Origin of the sequence: Sphingomonas sp. CCH15-F11 (assembly GCF_001557005.1) — a bacterium.
In the GTDB taxonomy this organism is placed as follows: Bacteria; Pseudomonadota; Alphaproteobacteria; order Sphingomonadales; family Sphingomonadaceae; genus Sphingomonas.
On the sequence record NZ_LSKG01000065.1, the window covers coordinates 34,295 to 51,452 of the forward strand.

The window sequence follows — 17,158 nt, forward strand, 5'->3', positions numbered from 1 at the left end:
ATGGGTAACGGAACGAGCATCGGCCGGGTCCGCGGCCTCGGCCCCGCGAACGAGGGCACGCATCACTGGTGGCATCAGCGGCTGACCGCGGGGTCGAACCTGGCGCTGATGGCGTGGTTCCTCGTCTCGATCGCGCGGCTGCCGGCCTATGACCATCAGACCCTGGTCACCTGGATGGCATCCGCCTGGGTCGCGGTGCCGCTGATCCTGCTGGTCAGCAGCCTGTTCTATCATGCGCGTCTGGGACTTCAGGTGCTGATCGAGGATTATCAGCGCGAGGAGAGCCGCGTCGTGCTGCTCGTCCTGCTCAACGGCGCCGCGCTGCTCGGCTGGGCGATCGCCGCCTTCGCCATCCTGAAAATCGCCTTTAGCGGAGCCGCCACGGCATGACCGACGCGTACAAGATCATCGACCACAGCTATGACGCCGTCGTCGTCGGCGCGGGCGGCGCCGGGCTGCGCGCGACGATGGGCATCGCCGAGGCGGGGCTGAAGACCGCGTGCATCACCAAGGTGTTTCCGACGCGCAGCCACACCGTCGCGGCGCAGGGCGGGATCGCCGCCAGCCTGGGCAATATGGGCCCGGACCACTGGACCTGGCACATGTACGACACCGTCAAGGGATCGGACTGGCTGGGCGACCAGGACGCGATCGAATATCTGTGCCGCGAGGCGCCGGCGGCGGTCTATGAACTCGAACATGCCGGGCTGCCGTTCAGCCGCACCGACGAGGGCAAGATCTATCAGCGCCCGTTCGGCGGCATGATGCAGAATATGGGTGCTGGCCCGCCGGCGCAGCGCACCTGTGCCGCCGCCGACCGCACCGGCCATGCGATGCTGCATACGCTGTATCAGCAGAGCCTGAAGTACGACGCCGACTTCTTCATCGAGTATTTCGCGCTCGACCTGATCATGGAAAACGGCGCGTGCCGGGGCGTCGTCGCGCTCTGCATGGAGGACGGCTCGATCCACCGTTTCCGTTCGCATGCCGTCGTGCTGGCGACCGGCGGCTATGGCCGCGTCTATCAGTCGGCGACGTCGGCGCACACCTGCACCGGCGACGGCAATGCGATGGTGCTGCGCGCCGGCCTGCCGCTGCAGGACATGGAATTCGTGCAGTTCCACCCGACCGGCATCTATGGCGCGGGCGTGCTGATCACCGAAGGCGCGCGCGGCGAGGGCGGCTACCTGACCAATTCCGAAGGCGAGCGGTTCATGGAACGCTATGCCCCTTCGGCCAAGGACCTTGCGTCGCGCGACGTCGTGTCGCGGTCGATGGCGATGGAGATCCGCGAAGGCCGCGGCGTCGGCAAGGAAGCCGACCACATCTATCTCCACCTCAACCATATCGACCCCAAGGTGCTGGCCGAGCGGCTGCCCGGCATCACCGAGACCGGCAAGATCTTCGCCGGCGTCGACCTGACGCGCCAGCCGCTGCCGGTGGTGCCGACCGTCCACTATAATATGGGCGGCATCCCGACCAATTATCATGGCGAAGTCGTGCATATCCGCGACGGCAACCCCGACGCGGTTGTCCCCGGCCTGTATGCGGTGGGCGAAGCGGCGTGCGTTTCGGTGCACGGGGCCAACCGGCTGGGCTCCAACTCGCTGATCGACCTGGTGGTGTTCGGCCGCGCGACGGGCCTGCGGATCAAGGAAACGCTGAAGCCCGGTACGGCGCACAACCCGCTGCCCAAGGATTCGGCCGAACTCGCGATCGGGCGGCTCGACCATTTCCGCAATGCGAGCGGCAGCACCGCCACCGCGAAGCTGCGCACCGACATGCAGAAGACGATGCAGCGCCACGCCGCCGTGTTCCGCAACGACGAACTGCTCAATGAGGGGATTGCGGCGATGACCGCGCTCTATCAGGGGATGCAGGACGTCCGCGTCGTCGACAAGTCGCTGATCTGGAACACCGACCTGGTCGAAACGCTCGAACTCGACAATCTGATGGGCCAGGCGATGGTGACGATCCGTTCCGCGCTCAACCGCAAGGAATCGCGCGGCGCGCACGTGAACGAGGATTATCCGGAGCGCGACGACGCCAACTGGATGAAGCACACCGTCGCCACCTTCGACGGCTGGGGCGGCAAGGGCGGCACGACCGAAATCGACTATCGCCCGGTCCACGACTATACGCTGACCGACGAAATCGAGTACATCCAGCCGAAGAAGCGGGTGTATTAAGGGCCGACGGTTAACCTTCGCAGTCGCGTGGATTGGCGAAAGCGAGTGGGCTAACCCGTCGCCTCCAACCTATCCGCCAGCCACATCTTGATGAGCGCCTGTCGCGTTACGCCGCGCTTCTTTGCTTCGCGATCCAGCCGCAACACCATCAAGGCGGGAAAATCGACATTCACCCGCTTGGTCGGACCGTGAAGCGCCTCGGCGTTGTCGAAATCGAAATAGGGGCGCATGTCGGCACCCTCATCGAACAGCCGGTCCAGCTCTTCGGCGCTAATCTTCTTGCGTGCCACGTCCATATAGCTCTTCCTCATAATCGCGCGCGCGCCGGGCCGAGATGATGCGAACCTTGCCGTTCCGGTAGGTCATGATCGCCGTCCACAGCCGCGTGCCGATCCGGCCGATCACCAGCCAGCGCTCCTCATCTGTCGGCACGGCAGATCTGAGCCGCTTGGCCGATGCGTCCAGCCAGATCGCCTGCGCTTCCTCAAAATCGATCCCATGCTTGGCTCTGTTCGCCGCGCTCTTCGCCGGATCGAATTCGAACATGGCTCTTGATATACCATTTTGGTATAGAAACACACCCCCGAAAGCGCGCGCTACCCTGCGCAGGAGGACGTCCGATGGCCGAGATCAACGTCTATTTCGCGACCAATCGCAATCACCTGTCCGACAACAAGCGGGCGGTGTTCGGCGGCCGGTTCAATCCGGATGGCGTCGCCGCACTGCGCTTTGGTCGCGCGACGTTCCGCGCGGGTGACGACGGGCCGGTGATGACCGGCATCACCGTGTTCGACGAAACGATGGCGGGCGCACCCGCGGGGGGCTTCACCAAAACGGGCAGTGCGCAGCTGATGGATGCGCTGCACGGCCGGATGGCCAAGGGCCGGGTCGATACGCTGGTTTACATCCACGGCTTCAACGTCACTTTTCTGGAGGCGCTGACCGATGGCGCGCGGATCGCGGTGACGCTGCCGCAGGACGTCAACATCATGGTGTTCAGCTGGCCGTCCGACGGCGAAGCGGTGCCCTTCATGTCCTATTACAGCGACCGCGAGGATGCCCGCGCCTCCGGCCCGGCGCTGGCGCGCACCTATCTCAAGCTGCTCGATTATGTCTGCGAGCTGCCGGCGGACGATTATTGCCTGCGCAACCTCCACATCCTGGCGCATTCGATGGGCAACTATGTGCTGCGCCAGGGCATCCAGGCGCTGCATGCCAAGCAGCCGACGCGGATGGTGCGGCTGTTCGACCAGGTGCTGATGATCGCCGCCGACGAGGATGACGATGCGTTCGAGCGCGACGACAAGCTGCGCATGCTGCCCAGCCTGTCGCGGCGCATCACCCTCTATCACAATCGTTTCGATCGTGCGCTGCTGGTGTCGGACAAGACCAAGGCCAATCCCGACCGGCTGGGGTCGGATGGCCCGCGCATGCTCGACCTGCTGCCCGCCAAGGTGAAGATCGTCGACGCGAGCAAGGTCGCGGGCATGGCCGACCGTCTGGTCATGCACAGCTATCACGTCCGCAGCGCGTCGGTCGCCGCCGACGTCGCCGCGGTGCTCGCGGGCGAGGAAGACGCGCGGATCGGCAACCGCGAGACGATCCGGCCCGAGCGCGCCTATCGCCTGATGGCGTGACCCCGCGACCACTGGACGCGGCCGCGTCGCCGCGCCATCGTGCGCTGCGGGATCAAGGGGAGACGCGCGGACGTGCGGAACAGGTGGCAGGGCGGGCGCGCGGCGGTGCTGGCGATGATGGCGCTGATGACCGCCGCCGACGCGCAACAGGCCGCCTTTGTCCCCGTCCAGCATCGCGCGCCGCCGCCCGATTTCCTCTATCGCGCCGGCGACGGGGCGGTCGCCGCCTTTGCCGATGCCGGAATGCAGGTCGAGCGGGATCGCGGCGCGCGCGACGCGCTGGCCGAACATCGCCGGCTGGCCGCAGCACTTGGGCAGCTCGAGCCGCAGCGCCCGGGCGTGCTCGACACCTATGTGCTGTCGGTGGCGCTCGACAGCGACCCCGTCTTCGGGCGTGAGGCGCGCGAGGCCGCACGCGTGCTCGCCCGCCGCTACGGGGCCGATCGCCGCACGCTGGTGCTCGCCGGTTCGGACGGAACACGCGCGAGCGAATTGCCGATCGGATCGCCCCAGGCGCTTGGTGCCGCGCTCGCCGCGGTCGCCGAGCGCATGGATGTGCGCGAGGACGTGCTGGTCCTGTTCACCACCAGCCATGGCGGGCCGTTCGGCATCGTCTATCACGACGGCGACAGCGGCTATGGCGGGATTTCGCCGATGAAGCTGCGCGCGATGCTGGGCGAACTTGGCCTCACACGGCGGCTGCTGATCGTCAATGCCTGCTATTCGGGGGTGTTCATCGGCCCGCTGGCGAGCGACGACAGCGTGATCGTCACCGCAGCGGCGACCGACCGGTCGTCCTTCGGCTGCTTCGCCGAGAACGACTGGACCTTTTTCGGCGACGCCTTCGTCAATCGCGCGCTCCGGAAAGCCCAGCCGATCGAGGCGGCCTTTACCGAGGCGCGCAACCAGGTGGCCGTGTGGGAAACCGAAGCGACGCTGACCCCGTCGCGGCCCCAGGTGAGCATCGGTGCCGCCGCGCACCGCTGGCTCGCCGCGATCGACGGTGCCGTGCCGACCACGGCCAGCGCCCCGGTCGGGCGACCGACCGACATCGGCGCGCTGGTCGCGCTCCAGCGCGAGGCGCGCGCCAGGGACCCGCGCTGAGCGGCGACAACCCGCAGCGACCCTCGCAATTGTTGCGCACGCGGAACCTTGGCCGTCGTCGCGCGCTTGGGGGGCCATGACCGACAACACCGAAGCCGACGCCACCATCCACCGCTATCCGCTGCTCGCCCGACCGCATGTCGCGCTGGCGGGGCCGGTCGATCACGCCATGTACGCGCAGTTCCGCGAACAGGTCGCCGCCGCCCCCGCCGGCGGGCCGCTGGTCATCGCGCTGTCGACGCTGGGCGGTGACCCCGAAGTCGCGCGGCTGATGGGCGACGAAGTGAGGCTGCTGCACGAATATCAGGGCCGTGAAGCGCTGTTTCTCGGCAAGGTCGCGGTCTATTCGGCCGGTGCGACCTTCATGTCGGCCTTTCCCGCCGACCGCCGCTTCCTGACGCGCGGCACGCGGATCATGGTGCATGAGCGCATCCTGGCGAAGCAGATCGACGTCAATGGCCCGCTGCGCACCTGTGTCGCCAGCCTGAAGGCGAGCCTCCACGAGATCGAGCATTCGATCCGCATCGAGGAGGAGGGGTTTCGCGATCTTGTCGCCGGCACGCGGATCGATTTCGAGGAGTTGCGCCGCCGCGCGCCCGAAAACTGGTATATCGAAGCCGAAGAGGCACGCGATCTCGGCCTCGTGCTCGACGTCATCTGAACCCCGGCGCCGCCTGCCGGCGCGGCGACGTCAGACCGAAAATCCGCCGTCGATGTCGATCGTCGTCCCGGTGATGTAGCTCGCCTCGTCACTGGCGAGGAATGCGGCCAGCGCGGCCACTTCCTCCGCCCGGCCATAACGCCCGAGCGCGACGTGCTGGGCCAGCATCGCGGCGAAATCGCCATCGGCCGGGTTCATGTCGGTATCGATCGGACCCGGCTGGATCGCGTTGACCAGGATGTTGCGCGGACCCAGGTCGCGCGCCCAGCCACGCACCATTCCGGCGACGGCGGCCTTGGTCGCGCTGTACACCGCGGCCCCCGGCACAGGCACGGTGTGCGCATTGACGCTGCCGATCACGAGAATGCGGCCGCCGTCCGCCATATGGCCGATCGCGGCGCGCGTGCCGGCGAACACCCCGTCGACATTGACGCCGAACTGGCGGCGGTAATTCTCGATCGTGTCGCTGTCGATCGTGCCCAGCCCGAACACGCCGGCATTGTGGACCAGGATGTCGAGTCCCCCCAGCGTGTCGACGGCGCGCACGACCGCCGCCTCGACCGCGGCGACATCGGCCGCGTCGGCCTGGATCGCCTCGGTGCGCCGGCCCGCGCCCGTGATCGCGGCGGCGACCTGCTGGGCCGCGTCGTGATTGCCGGCATAGGTGATGACGACGTCGGCACCGTCGGCTGCCAGCCGTTTTGCGATCGCCGCACCAATGCCGCGCGAACCGCCCGTCACGATCGCCCGCTTGCCCGAAAGGTCCGCCATCTTGCCGCTCCCATGTGATCCGGCACGGCAACCCTGATCGGTTGCCGGCCCGGAGCGACTATGGGCGCGCCGCACGATCATTCAACCGATTGCGGCGCGCCCGACACCGGGAGGTGAACGCTTTGCGCAAGGACGGCGTGCTCCGGCTATTGCCGGCGCTCAATCGGCGATGCGGATCGCCACCTTGCCGCGATGGCTGCCGCTGCGCAGCCGATCGAACGCAGCTTCTGCGTGGTCAAAGGCGAACACCTCGTCGATGACCGGACGGACGCCGGATGCGAGCGCGGTCGACAAGTCGGCGACCGACCCGACATAGACGCCGCGCAGGTTGATCGCGTTCATCAGGATCGCGCCGGTGTTCACTTCGCCCGCAAAGCCGGTCAGCACGCCGACCAATGCGACTTCGCCGCCCGAGCGCACCGACGCCAGCGCCTGGTTGAGCGTGCCCGGCCCGCCGACCTCGACGACATGGTCGACGCCCGCACCGCCCGCGATCCGTGCCGCCACCACGCCCCAATCCGGTGTGTCGCGATAGTTGATCGTCGCGTCCGCACCCAGCGCGCGGGCATGGCCGAGCTTGTCGTCGCTGCTGGAGGTCACGATCACCCGCGCGCCTGCCCGCTTGGCGAATTGCAGCGCGAAGGTAGAGACGCCGCCCGTCCCCTCGACCAGCACCCAGTCGCCCGGCCGAATGCCGCCGCCGCCGAACAGGCAGGCCCAGGCGGTAACGCCCGCGCAAGGGTAAGCCGCCCCTTCGACGAACGACCAGTCGTCGGGCAGGACCGCGACGGCGCTTGCCGGCACGACGATCCGTTCGGCGAGCACGCCATCGACAACGCCGCCGCCCAGCGCGCTGGCCTGCTTGGCGGCGGTGAACGGCCCTTCCGTCCAGTGCGGCATGAAGCCGATCGCGACGCGTTGGCCGGTCCGGTCCGCGGCCACGCCATCGCCCACTGCGGCGATGACACCTGCGCCGTCGGACAAGGGAATCAGGTCGGCGCGTTGCTCGCCGCCATAGCGCCCGTCGCGGACGATCAGGTCGCGATAGTTGAGCGTCGCCGCTTTCAGGTCGATCAGGACTTCGCCGGCCCCCGGTACCGGATCGGCCTCATCGCTCAGCTTGATGGCCCCGCCGGCTGGGTCAAGTCGATATGCACGCATGGTTAAGCTCCTTTTGTGGTGGAGCACGCCAACTAATCGCTCGTCGCGCTTGATTGCAGTACGTACAAAAACAACATGTACGTACATGGATGATAGTATCAGGGGTCCGCGCCGGCGCGCGACCAAGACCGGCTGCGCGGTCGAAGCGACGATGAGCGTGATGGGCGGGGTGTGGAAGCCGGTGCTGGTGTTCCACCTGCTGTCGGGCCGCTTGCGCTTCAACGCGCTGTGCCGGCTGACCCCCAATGCGACGCCGCGGATGATCACGCTCCAACTGCGCGAGCTGGAAGCCGACGGCATCATTCGCCGGATCGTCTATCCCGAAGTGCCGCCGCGCGTCGAATATGAGCTGACCGATTTCGGCCGCACGCTCGAACCCGTGCTGGTCAGCCTGCGCGACTGGGGCGACGCGTTCCAAAGACAGGGTCACCAAGCAGGAGCGGATGACGCGCGCGACCGTTGAGCTGATAGGTCGATGCAATCACGCCGCAGCAATATGGCCCTTGTTCCGTTTGCGGGCCGCACGAGACTGCGATATCCGCCGCTCCGAACTTGATCGCAGCGCACAAAAGCGCCACATCGCGAGGCGAAGGAGTAGTGCATCGCCATGGCCGAATTCACCCTGCCCAAGAACAGCAAGATCCGGAACAACGGCAAGGTTCACAAGGCGCCCGCCGGTGCCAAGCGGGTGAAGCGCTTCAAGGTCTATCGCTATGATCCCGATGCCGGCGAGAATCCGCGCTACGACACGTTCGAGCTCGACCTGGACGATACCGGCCCGATGGTCCTGGATGCGATCATCAAGATCAAGGCGGAGCAGGACCCTTCGCTCACCTTCCGCCGCTCGTGCCGCGAGGGGATTTGCGGCTCGTGCTCGATGAACATCGACGGCAAGAACGGCTTGGCTTGCACGACGGCGATCGAGGACATCAAGGGCGACATCCGCATCACGCCGCTGCCCCACATGGACGTGATCAAGGACCTCGTCCCCGACTTCACCCATTTCTACGCGCAATACGCGTCGATCAAGCCGTGGCTGGAGACGGTGACGCCGCCGCCCTCGGGCAAGGAGCGCTTCCAGTCGCCCGAGGACCGCGCCAAGCTCGACGGCCTCTACGAGTGCATCCTGTGCGCCTGCTGCTCGACCAGCTGCCCCAGCTACTGGTGGAACAGCGACAAGTTCCTCGGCCCCGCGATCCTGCTTCAGGCCTATCGCTGGCTCGCCGACAGCCGCGACGAGACGACGGGCGAGCGGCTCGACCAGCTCGAGGATCCGTTCCGGCTCTATCGCTGCCACACGATCATGAACTGCGCCAATGTCTGCCCCAAGGGGCTGAACCCGGCCAAGGCGATCGCCGAGATCAAGAAGCTGGAAATGGACCGCGTGCTCTGATCGCGTGACGATGCGCCCCGACGCGGACGGCCCCGCGTTCCACTATCACGACGATCCCGACTGGCCGGGCTGGAAACGCTGGACGCTTAGCGACACGACGCGCTTCAACGCGACGCTGGGGCCGTTGCGTGTCAGGGTGGAGGACGGCATCGCGCGGGTCGCGATGGTGCCGGCGCACCAGCATTCCAACCTGTCGAACCATCTGCACGGCGGCGCGCTGCTCGGCTTCATCGACTGCGCGCTGTTCGGGGCGGGGCGCGCGCTGGGCGTACTGACCGCGGGCACGGCGGTCACGCTCGACCTGTCGACCCAGTTCATCGCGGCAGGACGCATGGATGTGCCCGTCGAGGCGCAGGTCGAGCTGCTTCGCGAGACCGGGCGGCTGCTGTTCATGCGCGGCTTGGTCGTCCAGGCGGCGCAGACGATCGCAAGCTTCACCGCCACGATCCGCAAGCCGAGTGCGCGATGAGCCGGGTGATCGCCGAATATCGCAGGCTGGTCGCTGCCGGGGAGCTGCGCACCGATGCGACCCAGGCAGCGGCCGCCGAACGGCTCGACGCGCTTGCCGACGCGCTGGAAGCGGTGCCGAAACGTGGCAGCATCCTGTGGCGCGCGCTGGGACGCCTGCCCGAACCGCCGCGCGGCGTCTATCTGTGGGGCGGGGTCGGACGCGGCAAGTCGATGCTGATGGACCTGTTCTTCAATCAGCTCGCGATCCGTCGGAAGCGCCGTGCGCATTTCCACGACTTCATGATCGACGTGCACGAGCGGCTGAACGATGCGCGCAAGCAGGAGGTTGACGATCCGATCCTGCCGGTTGCCGCCGCCATGAGCGAGGATGTCCGCCTGCTCGCCTTTGACGAGCTGATCGTCAACAATCCCGCGGACGCCGCGATCCTGTCGCGGCTGTTCACCGAGATGTTCCGGCGCGGGGTGACGGTCGTCGCAACCTCCAACCGCGCGCCGGACGAGCTTTACAAGGACGGGATCAATCGCCCCCTGTTCCTGCCCTTCATCGACCTGATCCGCGAACGCTGCGACGTCGTCGCGCTCAACGGCCCGGTCGATTACCGCCGCGACCGGCTGGGGCGGATCGACACCTGGCTGGTGCCCAACGGGCCGGAAGCGACGGCGGAGATGTCGGCCGCCTTTTTCCGTCTGACCGACTATCCGGTCGAGGATCGCGCGATGGTGCCGACCGAGGAATTGGCGGTGCGCGGCGGGCGGACTTTGCACGTGCCCAAGTCGCTGAAGGGTGTTGCGGTATTCAGCTTCAAGCGACTGTGTGGCGAGGCGCGCGGCGCGGCCGACTATCTGGCGATCGCGCGGCGTTTCCACACGGTGTTCCTCGTCGGCATCCCCAGGCTAGGGCCGGAGAACCGCAACGAAGCCGCGCGCTTCGTGACGCTCATCGACGCCCTGTACGAACACAAGGTCAAGCTGATCGCCGCCGCCGATGCGGTGCCGGAGGCGCTGTATGAGACAGGCGACGGCCGTTTCGAGTTCGAACGCACCGTCAGCCGGTTGAACGAGATGCGTTCGGAAGCGTATCTGGCGCTGGGGCATCATTAGGCGCAATGCCGCCTTGGTCGTCCTTCCCGCTTGTCCTGAAGGGCTGACCGGAGATCCTTAACCGAGGCGCAACCCCACTGCCCCCGTCACCCCGGGCTTGACCCCGGGGTCCCGCTTTTTCTCGCGCGGGATAAGGCAGCGGGACCCCGGCTCAAGGCCGGGGTGATGGAAGGAGCAGGTTGGAGAGGCACCTCACCTTGATTAGCGCAGGCCGGAGTCCACCCCCTATGTCCAAGCTCAGCATCAACCGCGACACCCAATTGTGCATGTCGCTGTCCGCGCGGCCCGGCAATTTCGGGACGCGGTTCCAGAACCATCTCTACGACGCACTGGGCCTCGACTTCGTCTATAAGTCCTTCACCACCGCGGACATCGCGGCCGCGATCGGCGGCATCCGCGCGCTGGGCGTGCGGGGCTGCGCGATCTCGATGCCGTTCAAGGAGGCGGTGATCCCGCTGATCGACGCGCTCGACCCGTCGGCGGCGGCGATCGGCGCGGTCAACACCATCGTCAATGATGACGGCCGGCTGACCGGCTACAACACCGACTATAGTGCGGTCGCGGCGTTGATAACCGAACATCGCGTGCCGCAGGATATCGACTTCGTGCTGCGCGGGTCGGGCGGCATGGGCAAGGCGGTGGCGAGTGCGCTCGCCGATCATGGCTATGCCAACGGCACGATCGTGACCCGTGACGAGGCGTCGGGCCGCGCGCTCGCCGGCCGATTGGGGTATCGCTGGACGCACGCGGTGACGCCCGGACCCGGATTGCTGATCAACGTGACCCCGATCGGGATGGCGGGCGGGCCGGAAGCCGACGCGCTTGCCTTCGACGAAGCGGCAGTACGTGCCGCGACGATGCTGTTCGACGTCGTCGCTATTCCGGTAGAAACCCCGGTGGTGCGTCTGGCACGCCGCCTGGGCAAGCCGGTCATCACCGGCGATGAGGTGTTGGTGCGGCAGGGGCTTGAACAATTCGTTCTCTATACCGGTTGCCGCCCGTCGGCGGATCACGTGGCACGCGCCGCGCGTTTCGCGCTGGGCTGACACGTTCTTGCACTTGCGAATGATGTGCAAAGAAACCCTTGTTTTGGCTAGGCTCCGTGCTTGTCAGCGCGCGTCAAACGGCCTAAGCCGCCACCGTTTCCCGGCCCGACGGGCCGCCTGCTGACCCATTTCGAGGGAGGTTGTATGGCTCGCAAGAAGATCGCGTTGATCGGCGCTGGCAATATCGGGGGCACGCTCGCGCATCTCGCCGCGCTAAAGGGGCTTGGCGACATTGTGCTTTTCGACGTGGTCGAGGGCGTGCCGCAGGGCAAGGCGCTGGACCTGAGCCAGTGCGGTCCGGTCGAGGGCTTCGACGCGACGATCATCGGCACCAATGACTATAAGGACATCGCCGGCGCCGACGTGATCATCGTTACCGCTGGCGTCGCGCGCAAGCCGGGGATGAGCCGCGACGACCTGCTCGGCATCAATTTGAAGGTGATGAAAGCGGTCGGCGAAGGGATCGCCGCCAACGCCCCCGACGCCTTTGTCATCTGCATCACCAATCCGCTCGACGCGATGGTGTGGGCGCTGCGCGAGTTTTCCGGTCTGCCCCACCAGAAGGTCGTCGGCATGGCGGGTGTGCTCGATTCGGCGCGCTTCAGCCATTTCCTGGCGGACGAGTTCAAGGTGTCGGTCAAGGATGTGAACAGCTTCGTGCTGGGCGGCCATGGCGACACGATGGTGCCGGTGCTCGAATATTCGACCGTCAGCGGCATCCCGGTCAGCGACCTGATCGCGATGGGCTTTTCGACGAAGGAGCGCATCGACGCGATCGTGCAGCGCACCCGTTCTGGCGGCGGCGAGATCGTCGCGCTGCTCAAGACCGGCTCGGCCTTCTACGCCCCTGCGACCAGCGGCATCGCGATGGCTGAAAGCTATCTGTTCGACCAGAAGCGCGTGTTGCCGGGTGCCGCGCACCTGACCGGCCAGTATGGCGTCGACGACCTCTATGTCGGCGTGCCGATCGTCATCGGCGCGGGCGGCGTCGAGAAGATCATCGAGATCAACCTGTCGGATGAGGCCAAGGCCAACCTCCAGGTCAGCGTCGACGCGGTCAAGGAATTGCTGGTTGCGTGCAAGGCGATCGACGGGTCGCTGGTGTGAAGCGCGTCGTCCCGGCGGAGGCCGGGACCGCTTGATGCCCTTGCGCCGCCAGATGGATAGCGGTCCCGGCCTTCGCCGGGACGACGAAAGAGAGACCGAATGAGCATCCTCGTCGACAAGAATACCAAGGTCATCACCCAGGGGATGACCGGCAAGACCGGGACTTTCCATACCAAGGCGGCGCTGGATTACGGCACGCAGATGGTCGGGGGGGTAACGCCGGGCAAGGGCGGTACGGTGCATGAGGAGCTGGGCCTGCCCAATTTCGACACCGTCGCCGAAGCGGTCGAGAAGACCGGCGCGACCGCATCCGTCATCTACGTGCCGCCGCCGTTCGCCGCCGATTCGATCCTGGAGGCGATCGACGCCGAAGTGCCGCTGATCGTGTGCATTACCGAGGGCATTCCGGTGCTCGACATGGTCAAGGTCAAGCGCGCGCTGTCGGGCAGCAAGTCGCGGCTGATCGGCCCCAATTGCCCCGGCGTGCTGACGCCCGGCGAGTGCAAGATCGGCATCATGCCGGGCAGCATTTTCTCCAAGGGCTCGGTCGGCGTCGTGTCGCGTTCGGGCACGCTCACCTATGAAGCCGTGTTCCAGACGACCAATGCGGGCCTCGGCCAGACCACCGCGGTCGGAATCGGCGGCGATCCGGTCAACGGCACCAACTTCATCGACGTGCTCGAGCTGTTCCTGGCCGATGATGCAACGACAAGCATCATCATGATCGGCGAGATCGGCGGATCGGCCGAAGAGGAAGCCGCGCAGTTCCTGAAAGACGAAGCGAAACGCGGGCGCAAGAAGCCGATGGTCGGCTTTATCGCCGGCCGCACCGCGCCGCCGGGACGCCGCATGGGCCATGCCGGCGCAATCGTCTCGGGCGGTCAGGGCGGTGCGGAAGACAAGATCGCGGCGATGGAAGAAGCCGGCATCCGCGTATCGCCCAGCCCGAGCCTGTTGGGCGAAACGCTGGTCGAAGTGTTGAATAGGTAAGGAGTTTCCCTTCTCCCTTGAGGGGAGAAGGATACGCAGCCTTGGTGCCGCAAGGCACCTAGGCGGAGTTGGATGAGGGTGATTGGCCGGGCGCAGCGCCCGGTATCCGCCCCCTCACCCAGCTTCGACTAGGCAGCAAGCTGCCAAGTCTGCGCAACCCTCTCCCACAAGGGGAGAGGGGAGCGAGGATGGGACCATGGGTTACGAAGGCCAGGATTTCGACGCGGCCGCCGGGGTGAGTCCGGCATTCATCGAATCGCTCTACGCGAAGTATCGCCAGGACCCGGGCTCGGTCGAACCCGGCTGGCAGGCGTGGTTCGACGGGCTCGAAGGCGCGATGCAGGGCCCGAGCTGGCAGCGAAAGGGCTGGCCGCTCGCCGACACCGACGCGCTGACCGCAGCCCTCGACCCGACCCAGATGGAACCGGCGGCCAAGCCCGCCAAGGGCGGCGCCGCCCCCGCGCCCACCGCCTCTGCCCCCAAGCCATCGGCGGACGAGGTCGCGCGCGCGGCCGGCGATTCGATCCGTGCGATGATGCTGATCCGCACCTATCGCGTGCGCGGGCACCTCGCCGCCAATCTCGATCCGCTCGGTCTCGCCAAGCACGAGATGCCCGAGGATCTGAAGACCGAATATCACGGCTTTCCCGACAGCGAGATCGATCGGCCGATCTATCTGGGCGGCGCGCTTGGCCTTGAGACCGCGACGGTGCGCGAACTGGTCGATGTGCTGCGCCGCAATTACTGCGGCAATGTCGGCCTGGAATATATGCACATCGCCGATGTCGAGGAGCGCCGCTTCCTCCAGGAGCGCATGGAGGGCAAGGACAAGGCGATCGAGTTCACGCCCGAGGGCAAGAAGGCGATCCTGTCCAAGGTGATCGAGGCCGAGCAGTGGGAGAAATTCCTCGGCAAGAAATATGTCGGCACCAAGCGCTTCGGCCTCGACGGCGGCGAAGCGATGATCCCGGCAATGGAATCGATCATCAAATATGGCGGCGCGATGGGCGTACGCGAGATCGTGTACGGCATGGCGCATCGCGGCCGGCTCAACATGCTCGCGAACGTGATGGCCAAGCCGTATCGCGTGATCTTCCACGAATTTTCGGGCGGATCGGCCAATCCCGACGATGTCGGCGGGTCGGGCGACGTGAAATATCACCTCGGCACCTCCACCGACCGCGAGTTTGACGGGGTGAGCGTCCACATGTCGCTGGTCGCCAATCCCAGCCATCTCGAGGCCGTCGATCCCGTGGTGCTCGGCAAGGTGCGCGCGCTCCAGACCTTCCGCGACGACCTGGAAGAGCATGAGCAGGTGCTGCCGGTGCTGATCCATGGCGACGCGGCGTTCGCGGGCCAGGGGATCGTGTGGGAGTGCCTCGGTTTTTCGGGCATCCGCGGGTACAATACCGGCGGCTGCATCCATTTCGTCATTAACAACCAGATTGGCTTCACCACCAGCCCGCAATTCGCGCGCTCGTCGCCCTATCCGTCGGACGTGGCGAAGGGGGTGCAGGCACCGATCTTCCACGTCAACGGCGACGACCCCGAAGCGGTCACCTTTGCCTGCAAGATGGCGATCGAGTTCCGCCAGCGGTTCAAGCGCGACATCGTCATCGACATGTGGTGCTACCGGCGCTTTGGCCATAACGAGGGCGACGAGCCGAGCTTTACCCAGCCGCTGATGTACGCCCGGATCAAGCAGCATCCGCCAGTCAGCGAAGTCTATGGCAGGCGCCTGGTCGAACAGGGCGTGATCGCGGCCGATTTCGCCGCCGCCAAGGTCGACCAGTTCACCGCGCTGCTCGAAGGCGAGTTCGAAAGCGCCAAGAGCTACAAGCCCAACAAGGTCGACTGGTTCGCCGGGCGCTGGTCGGGGCTGCACGTTCCCGCCGACCCCGAAACCGCGCGGCGCAGCGTGCCGACGGGCATCGACCGCAAGTTGCTCGATTCGCTCGGCCGCACGCTCACGCAGGTGCCCGAGGGGCTGGCAATCCACAAAACGCTGGGCCGCGTGCTGGATGCCAAGAAGGAGATGTTCGCCAGCGGCAGCGGCTTCGACTGGGCGACCGGCGAGGCGCTGGCGTTCGGATCGCTGCTGTCGGAGGGCTATGGCGTCCGCCTGTCGGGCCAGGATTCGGGGCGCGGCACCTTCAGCCACCGTCATGCCGTCTGGGTCGACCAGGGCGACGAGCACAAGTTCGTGCCGCTCAACGAAATCCCGCATGGCCGGTTCGAGGTGCTCGACAGCCCCTTGAGCGAATATGGCGTGCTCGGCTTCGAATATGGCTATGCGCTGGCCGACCCCAAGACGCTGGTGCTTTGGGAAGCGCAGTTCGGCGATTTCGCCAATGGCGCGCAGATCATGATCGACCAGTTCATCGCGGCCGGCGAAGCCAAGTGGCTGCGCGCCAACGGCCTCGTGATGCTGCTGCCGCACGGCTATGAAGGCCAGGGGCCCGAACATTCTTCGGCACGGCCCGAACGCTTTCTGCAGCTGTGTGCGCAGGACAATATGCAGGTCGCGAACTGCACGACGCCGGCGAATTATTTCCACCTGCTGCGCCGCCAGATGCACCGCAACTTCCGCAAGCCTTTGGTGGTGATGACACCGAAATCGCTGCTGCGGCACAAGATGGCGATGTCGCGGGTCGACGATTTCCTGGGCGAATCGCATTTCATGCGCATCCTGTCCGATCCCACCCCGCCTGCGGACACCGACGTCAAGCGGCTGGTGCTGTGCAGCGGCAAGGTCGCCTATGACCTGATCGAGGCGCGCGATGCCGCGGGCGACAAGAACACGGCGATCGTGCGGATCGAACAGCTCTATCCCTTCCCCGGCGAGCCGCTGACCGTGCGGCTGAAGCGGATGACGGGGCTCGAGGAAGTCGTCTGGGCGCAGGAAGAGCCGAAGAACAACGGCTACTGGTTCTTCGTCGAGCCGTTCATCGAGCAGGCGCTGGCCGATGCGGGCAGGGCACCGATGCGCCCGCGCTATGCCGGCCGGGGTCCCGCGGCGTCGCCCGCGACCGGATTGATGAAGCGGCACACCGCTGAACAGGGCGCACTGATCGCCGACGCGCTGGGACACAATGTGCGCGAGGAAATTCGCCGAACCCGCAAGGGATAAGTCCGATGTCGTCGCGCAGGCCGGGGCCGCTGGCAGCGGTGCGCGAAATGGATAGCGGCCCCGGCCTGCGCCGGGGCGACGAGATGAGAAGAAGGGCCTGAAGAGATGGCAACCGAAGTCAAAGTGCCCGTGCTGGGCGAATCGATCACCGAAGCGACGCTGGGCGAATGGCTGAAGCGGCCGGGCGAGGCGGTAAAGGCCGATGAACCGATCGCCAGCCTGGAGACCGACAAGGTGTCGGTCGAGGTGCCCGCCCCCGTCGCCGGCGTGATGGGCCAGCAGCTCGTCCAGCCCGGCGATACGGTTCAGGTCGGCGCGGTGATCGCGACGGTCGATGCCGGCGACGGCGCGGCGGCGACACCGGCTCCGGCAGCGGCGCCTGCGCCCGCCCCGGCAC

General features: G+C 66.5%; 18 protein-coding genes. 14 read left to right on the top strand and 4 right to left on the bottom strand.

All coding sequences use genetic code 11. The features are described 5' to 3' along the window. Nucleotides 1–390, top strand: a complete 390-nt coding sequence (gene sdhD, locus AX709_RS06060; protein WP_066547875.1) for a succinate dehydrogenase, hydrophobic membrane anchor protein — start codon at nucleotides 1–3, stop codon at nucleotides 388–390. Beyond that, nucleotides 387–2,189 (top strand): succinate dehydrogenase flavoprotein subunit, encoded by a 1,803-nt coding sequence (gene sdhA / locus AX709_RS06065; RefSeq protein ID WP_066547878.1) that lies wholly within the window; start codon nucleotides 387–389, stop codon nucleotides 2,187–2,189. Before sdhD ends, sdhA begins: the two co-directional genes overlap by 4 nt. Nucleotides 2,190–2,239: 50 nt before the next feature. Here the strand turns inward: sdhA and brnA are convergent, their stop codons facing one another. Together brnA and AX709_RS06075 are read right to left on the bottom strand one after the other, a co-directional pair. Then, complete coding sequence (gene brnA / locus AX709_RS06070) at nucleotides 2,240–2,485, bottom strand: type II toxin-antitoxin system BrnA family antitoxin (RefSeq protein WP_197418928.1); 246 nt, start codon at nucleotides 2,483–2,485, stop codon at nucleotides 2,240–2,242. Next, entirely contained in the window at nucleotides 2,460–2,735 is a 276-nt protein-coding gene (locus AX709_RS06075) for a BrnT family toxin (RefSeq protein ID WP_066483034.1), read from the bottom strand. The genes brnA and AX709_RS06075 overlap by 26 nt, the downstream gene beginning before the upstream one ends. A gap of 74 nt (nucleotides 2,736–2,809) precedes the next feature. Between AX709_RS06075 and AX709_RS06080 the strand changes: the two genes are divergently transcribed. The 3 genes from AX709_RS06080 to AX709_RS06090 all read left to right on the top strand — a co-directional run bounded on the left by AX709_RS06080 (nucleotide 2,810) and on the right by AX709_RS06090 (nucleotide 5,591). Continuing rightward, nucleotides 2,810–3,826, top strand: a complete 1,017-nt coding sequence (locus tag AX709_RS06080) for an alpha/beta hydrolase (protein WP_066483035.1) — start codon at nucleotides 2,810–2,812, stop codon at nucleotides 3,824–3,826. A 72-nt stretch (nucleotides 3,827–3,898) separates the two neighbouring features. Then, a complete protein-coding gene (locus AX709_RS06085; protein ID WP_231727441.1) occupies nucleotides 3,899–4,930 on the top strand; it encodes a C13 family peptidase in 1,032 nt (343 codons plus the stop codon). Nucleotides 4,931–5,006: 76 nt separating this feature from the next. Then, nucleotides 5,007–5,591, top strand: a complete 585-nt coding sequence (locus AX709_RS06090; RefSeq protein ID WP_066483037.1) for a peptidase S14 — start codon at nucleotides 5,007–5,009, stop codon at nucleotides 5,589–5,591. A gap of 30 nt (nucleotides 5,592–5,621) precedes the next feature. Here AX709_RS06090 and AX709_RS06095 read toward each other — a convergent pair whose 3' ends face one another. Both AX709_RS06095 and AX709_RS06100 read right to left on the bottom strand, forming a co-directional pair. Further along, nucleotides 5,622–6,362, bottom strand: coding sequence for an SDR family NAD(P)-dependent oxidoreductase (locus tag AX709_RS06095; protein WP_066547887.1), 741 nt, complete (start codon nucleotides 6,360–6,362; stop codon nucleotides 5,622–5,624). Nucleotides 6,363–6,521: 159 nt separating this feature from the next. Then, a complete protein-coding gene (locus AX709_RS06100; protein ID WP_066547889.1) occupies nucleotides 6,522–7,523 on the bottom strand; it encodes a zinc-dependent alcohol dehydrogenase family protein in 1,002 nt (333 codons plus the stop codon). A gap of 85 nt (nucleotides 7,524–7,608) precedes the next feature. Here AX709_RS06100 and AX709_RS06105 point away from each other — a divergent pair, with 85 nt between their 5' ends. The 9 genes from AX709_RS06105 to AX709_RS06145 all read left to right on the top strand — a co-directional run. Beyond that, on the top strand, nucleotides 7,609–7,986 hold the full coding sequence (locus tag AX709_RS06105; RefSeq protein ID WP_066547891.1) for a winged helix-turn-helix transcriptional regulator: 378 nt from the start codon (nucleotides 7,609–7,611) through the stop codon (nucleotides 7,984–7,986). 144 nt (nucleotides 7,987–8,130) lie between these two features. Next, nucleotides 8,131–8,916 (top strand): succinate dehydrogenase iron-sulfur subunit, encoded by a 786-nt coding sequence (locus AX709_RS06110; protein WP_066483046.1) that lies wholly within the window; start codon nucleotides 8,131–8,133, stop codon nucleotides 8,914–8,916. Nucleotides 8,917–8,926: 10 nt separating this feature from the next. Further along, entirely contained in the window at nucleotides 8,927–9,385 is a 459-nt protein-coding gene (locus tag AX709_RS06115; protein ID WP_066483111.1) for a PaaI family thioesterase, read from the top strand. Continuing rightward, nucleotides 9,382–10,488, top strand: a complete 1,107-nt coding sequence (gene zapE, locus AX709_RS06120) for a cell division protein ZapE (RefSeq protein ID WP_066483049.1) — start codon at nucleotides 9,382–9,384, stop codon at nucleotides 10,486–10,488. Before AX709_RS06115 ends, zapE begins: the two co-directional genes overlap by 4 nt. A gap of 227 nt (nucleotides 10,489–10,715) precedes the next feature. Further along, nucleotides 10,716–11,534, top strand: a complete 819-nt coding sequence (locus AX709_RS06125) for a shikimate 5-dehydrogenase (RefSeq protein ID WP_066547903.1) — start codon at nucleotides 10,716–10,718, stop codon at nucleotides 11,532–11,534. A 144-nt stretch (nucleotides 11,535–11,678) separates the two neighbouring features. After that, the gene (mdh, locus tag AX709_RS06130; protein WP_066547905.1) at nucleotides 11,679–12,641 is read left to right on the top strand and encodes a malate dehydrogenase; all 963 of its coding nucleotides are present in this window, start codon (nucleotides 11,679–11,681) and stop codon (nucleotides 12,639–12,641) included. A gap of 99 nt (nucleotides 12,642–12,740) precedes the next feature. After that, nucleotides 12,741–13,631, top strand: coding sequence for a succinate--CoA ligase subunit alpha (gene sucD, locus AX709_RS06135; RefSeq protein ID WP_066547907.1), 891 nt, complete (start codon nucleotides 12,741–12,743; stop codon nucleotides 13,629–13,631). Between the two features lie 196 nt (nucleotides 13,632–13,827). Further along, nucleotides 13,828–16,761 (top strand): 2-oxoglutarate dehydrogenase E1 component, encoded by a 2,934-nt coding sequence (locus tag AX709_RS06140; protein ID WP_066547914.1) that lies wholly within the window; start codon nucleotides 13,828–13,830, stop codon nucleotides 16,759–16,761. Nucleotides 16,762–16,866: 105 nt separating this feature from the next. Then, the coding region (locus AX709_RS06145; RefSeq protein ID WP_331709702.1) for a biotin/lipoyl-containing protein at nucleotides 16,867–17,158 on the top strand (292 nt) is incomplete at its 3' end.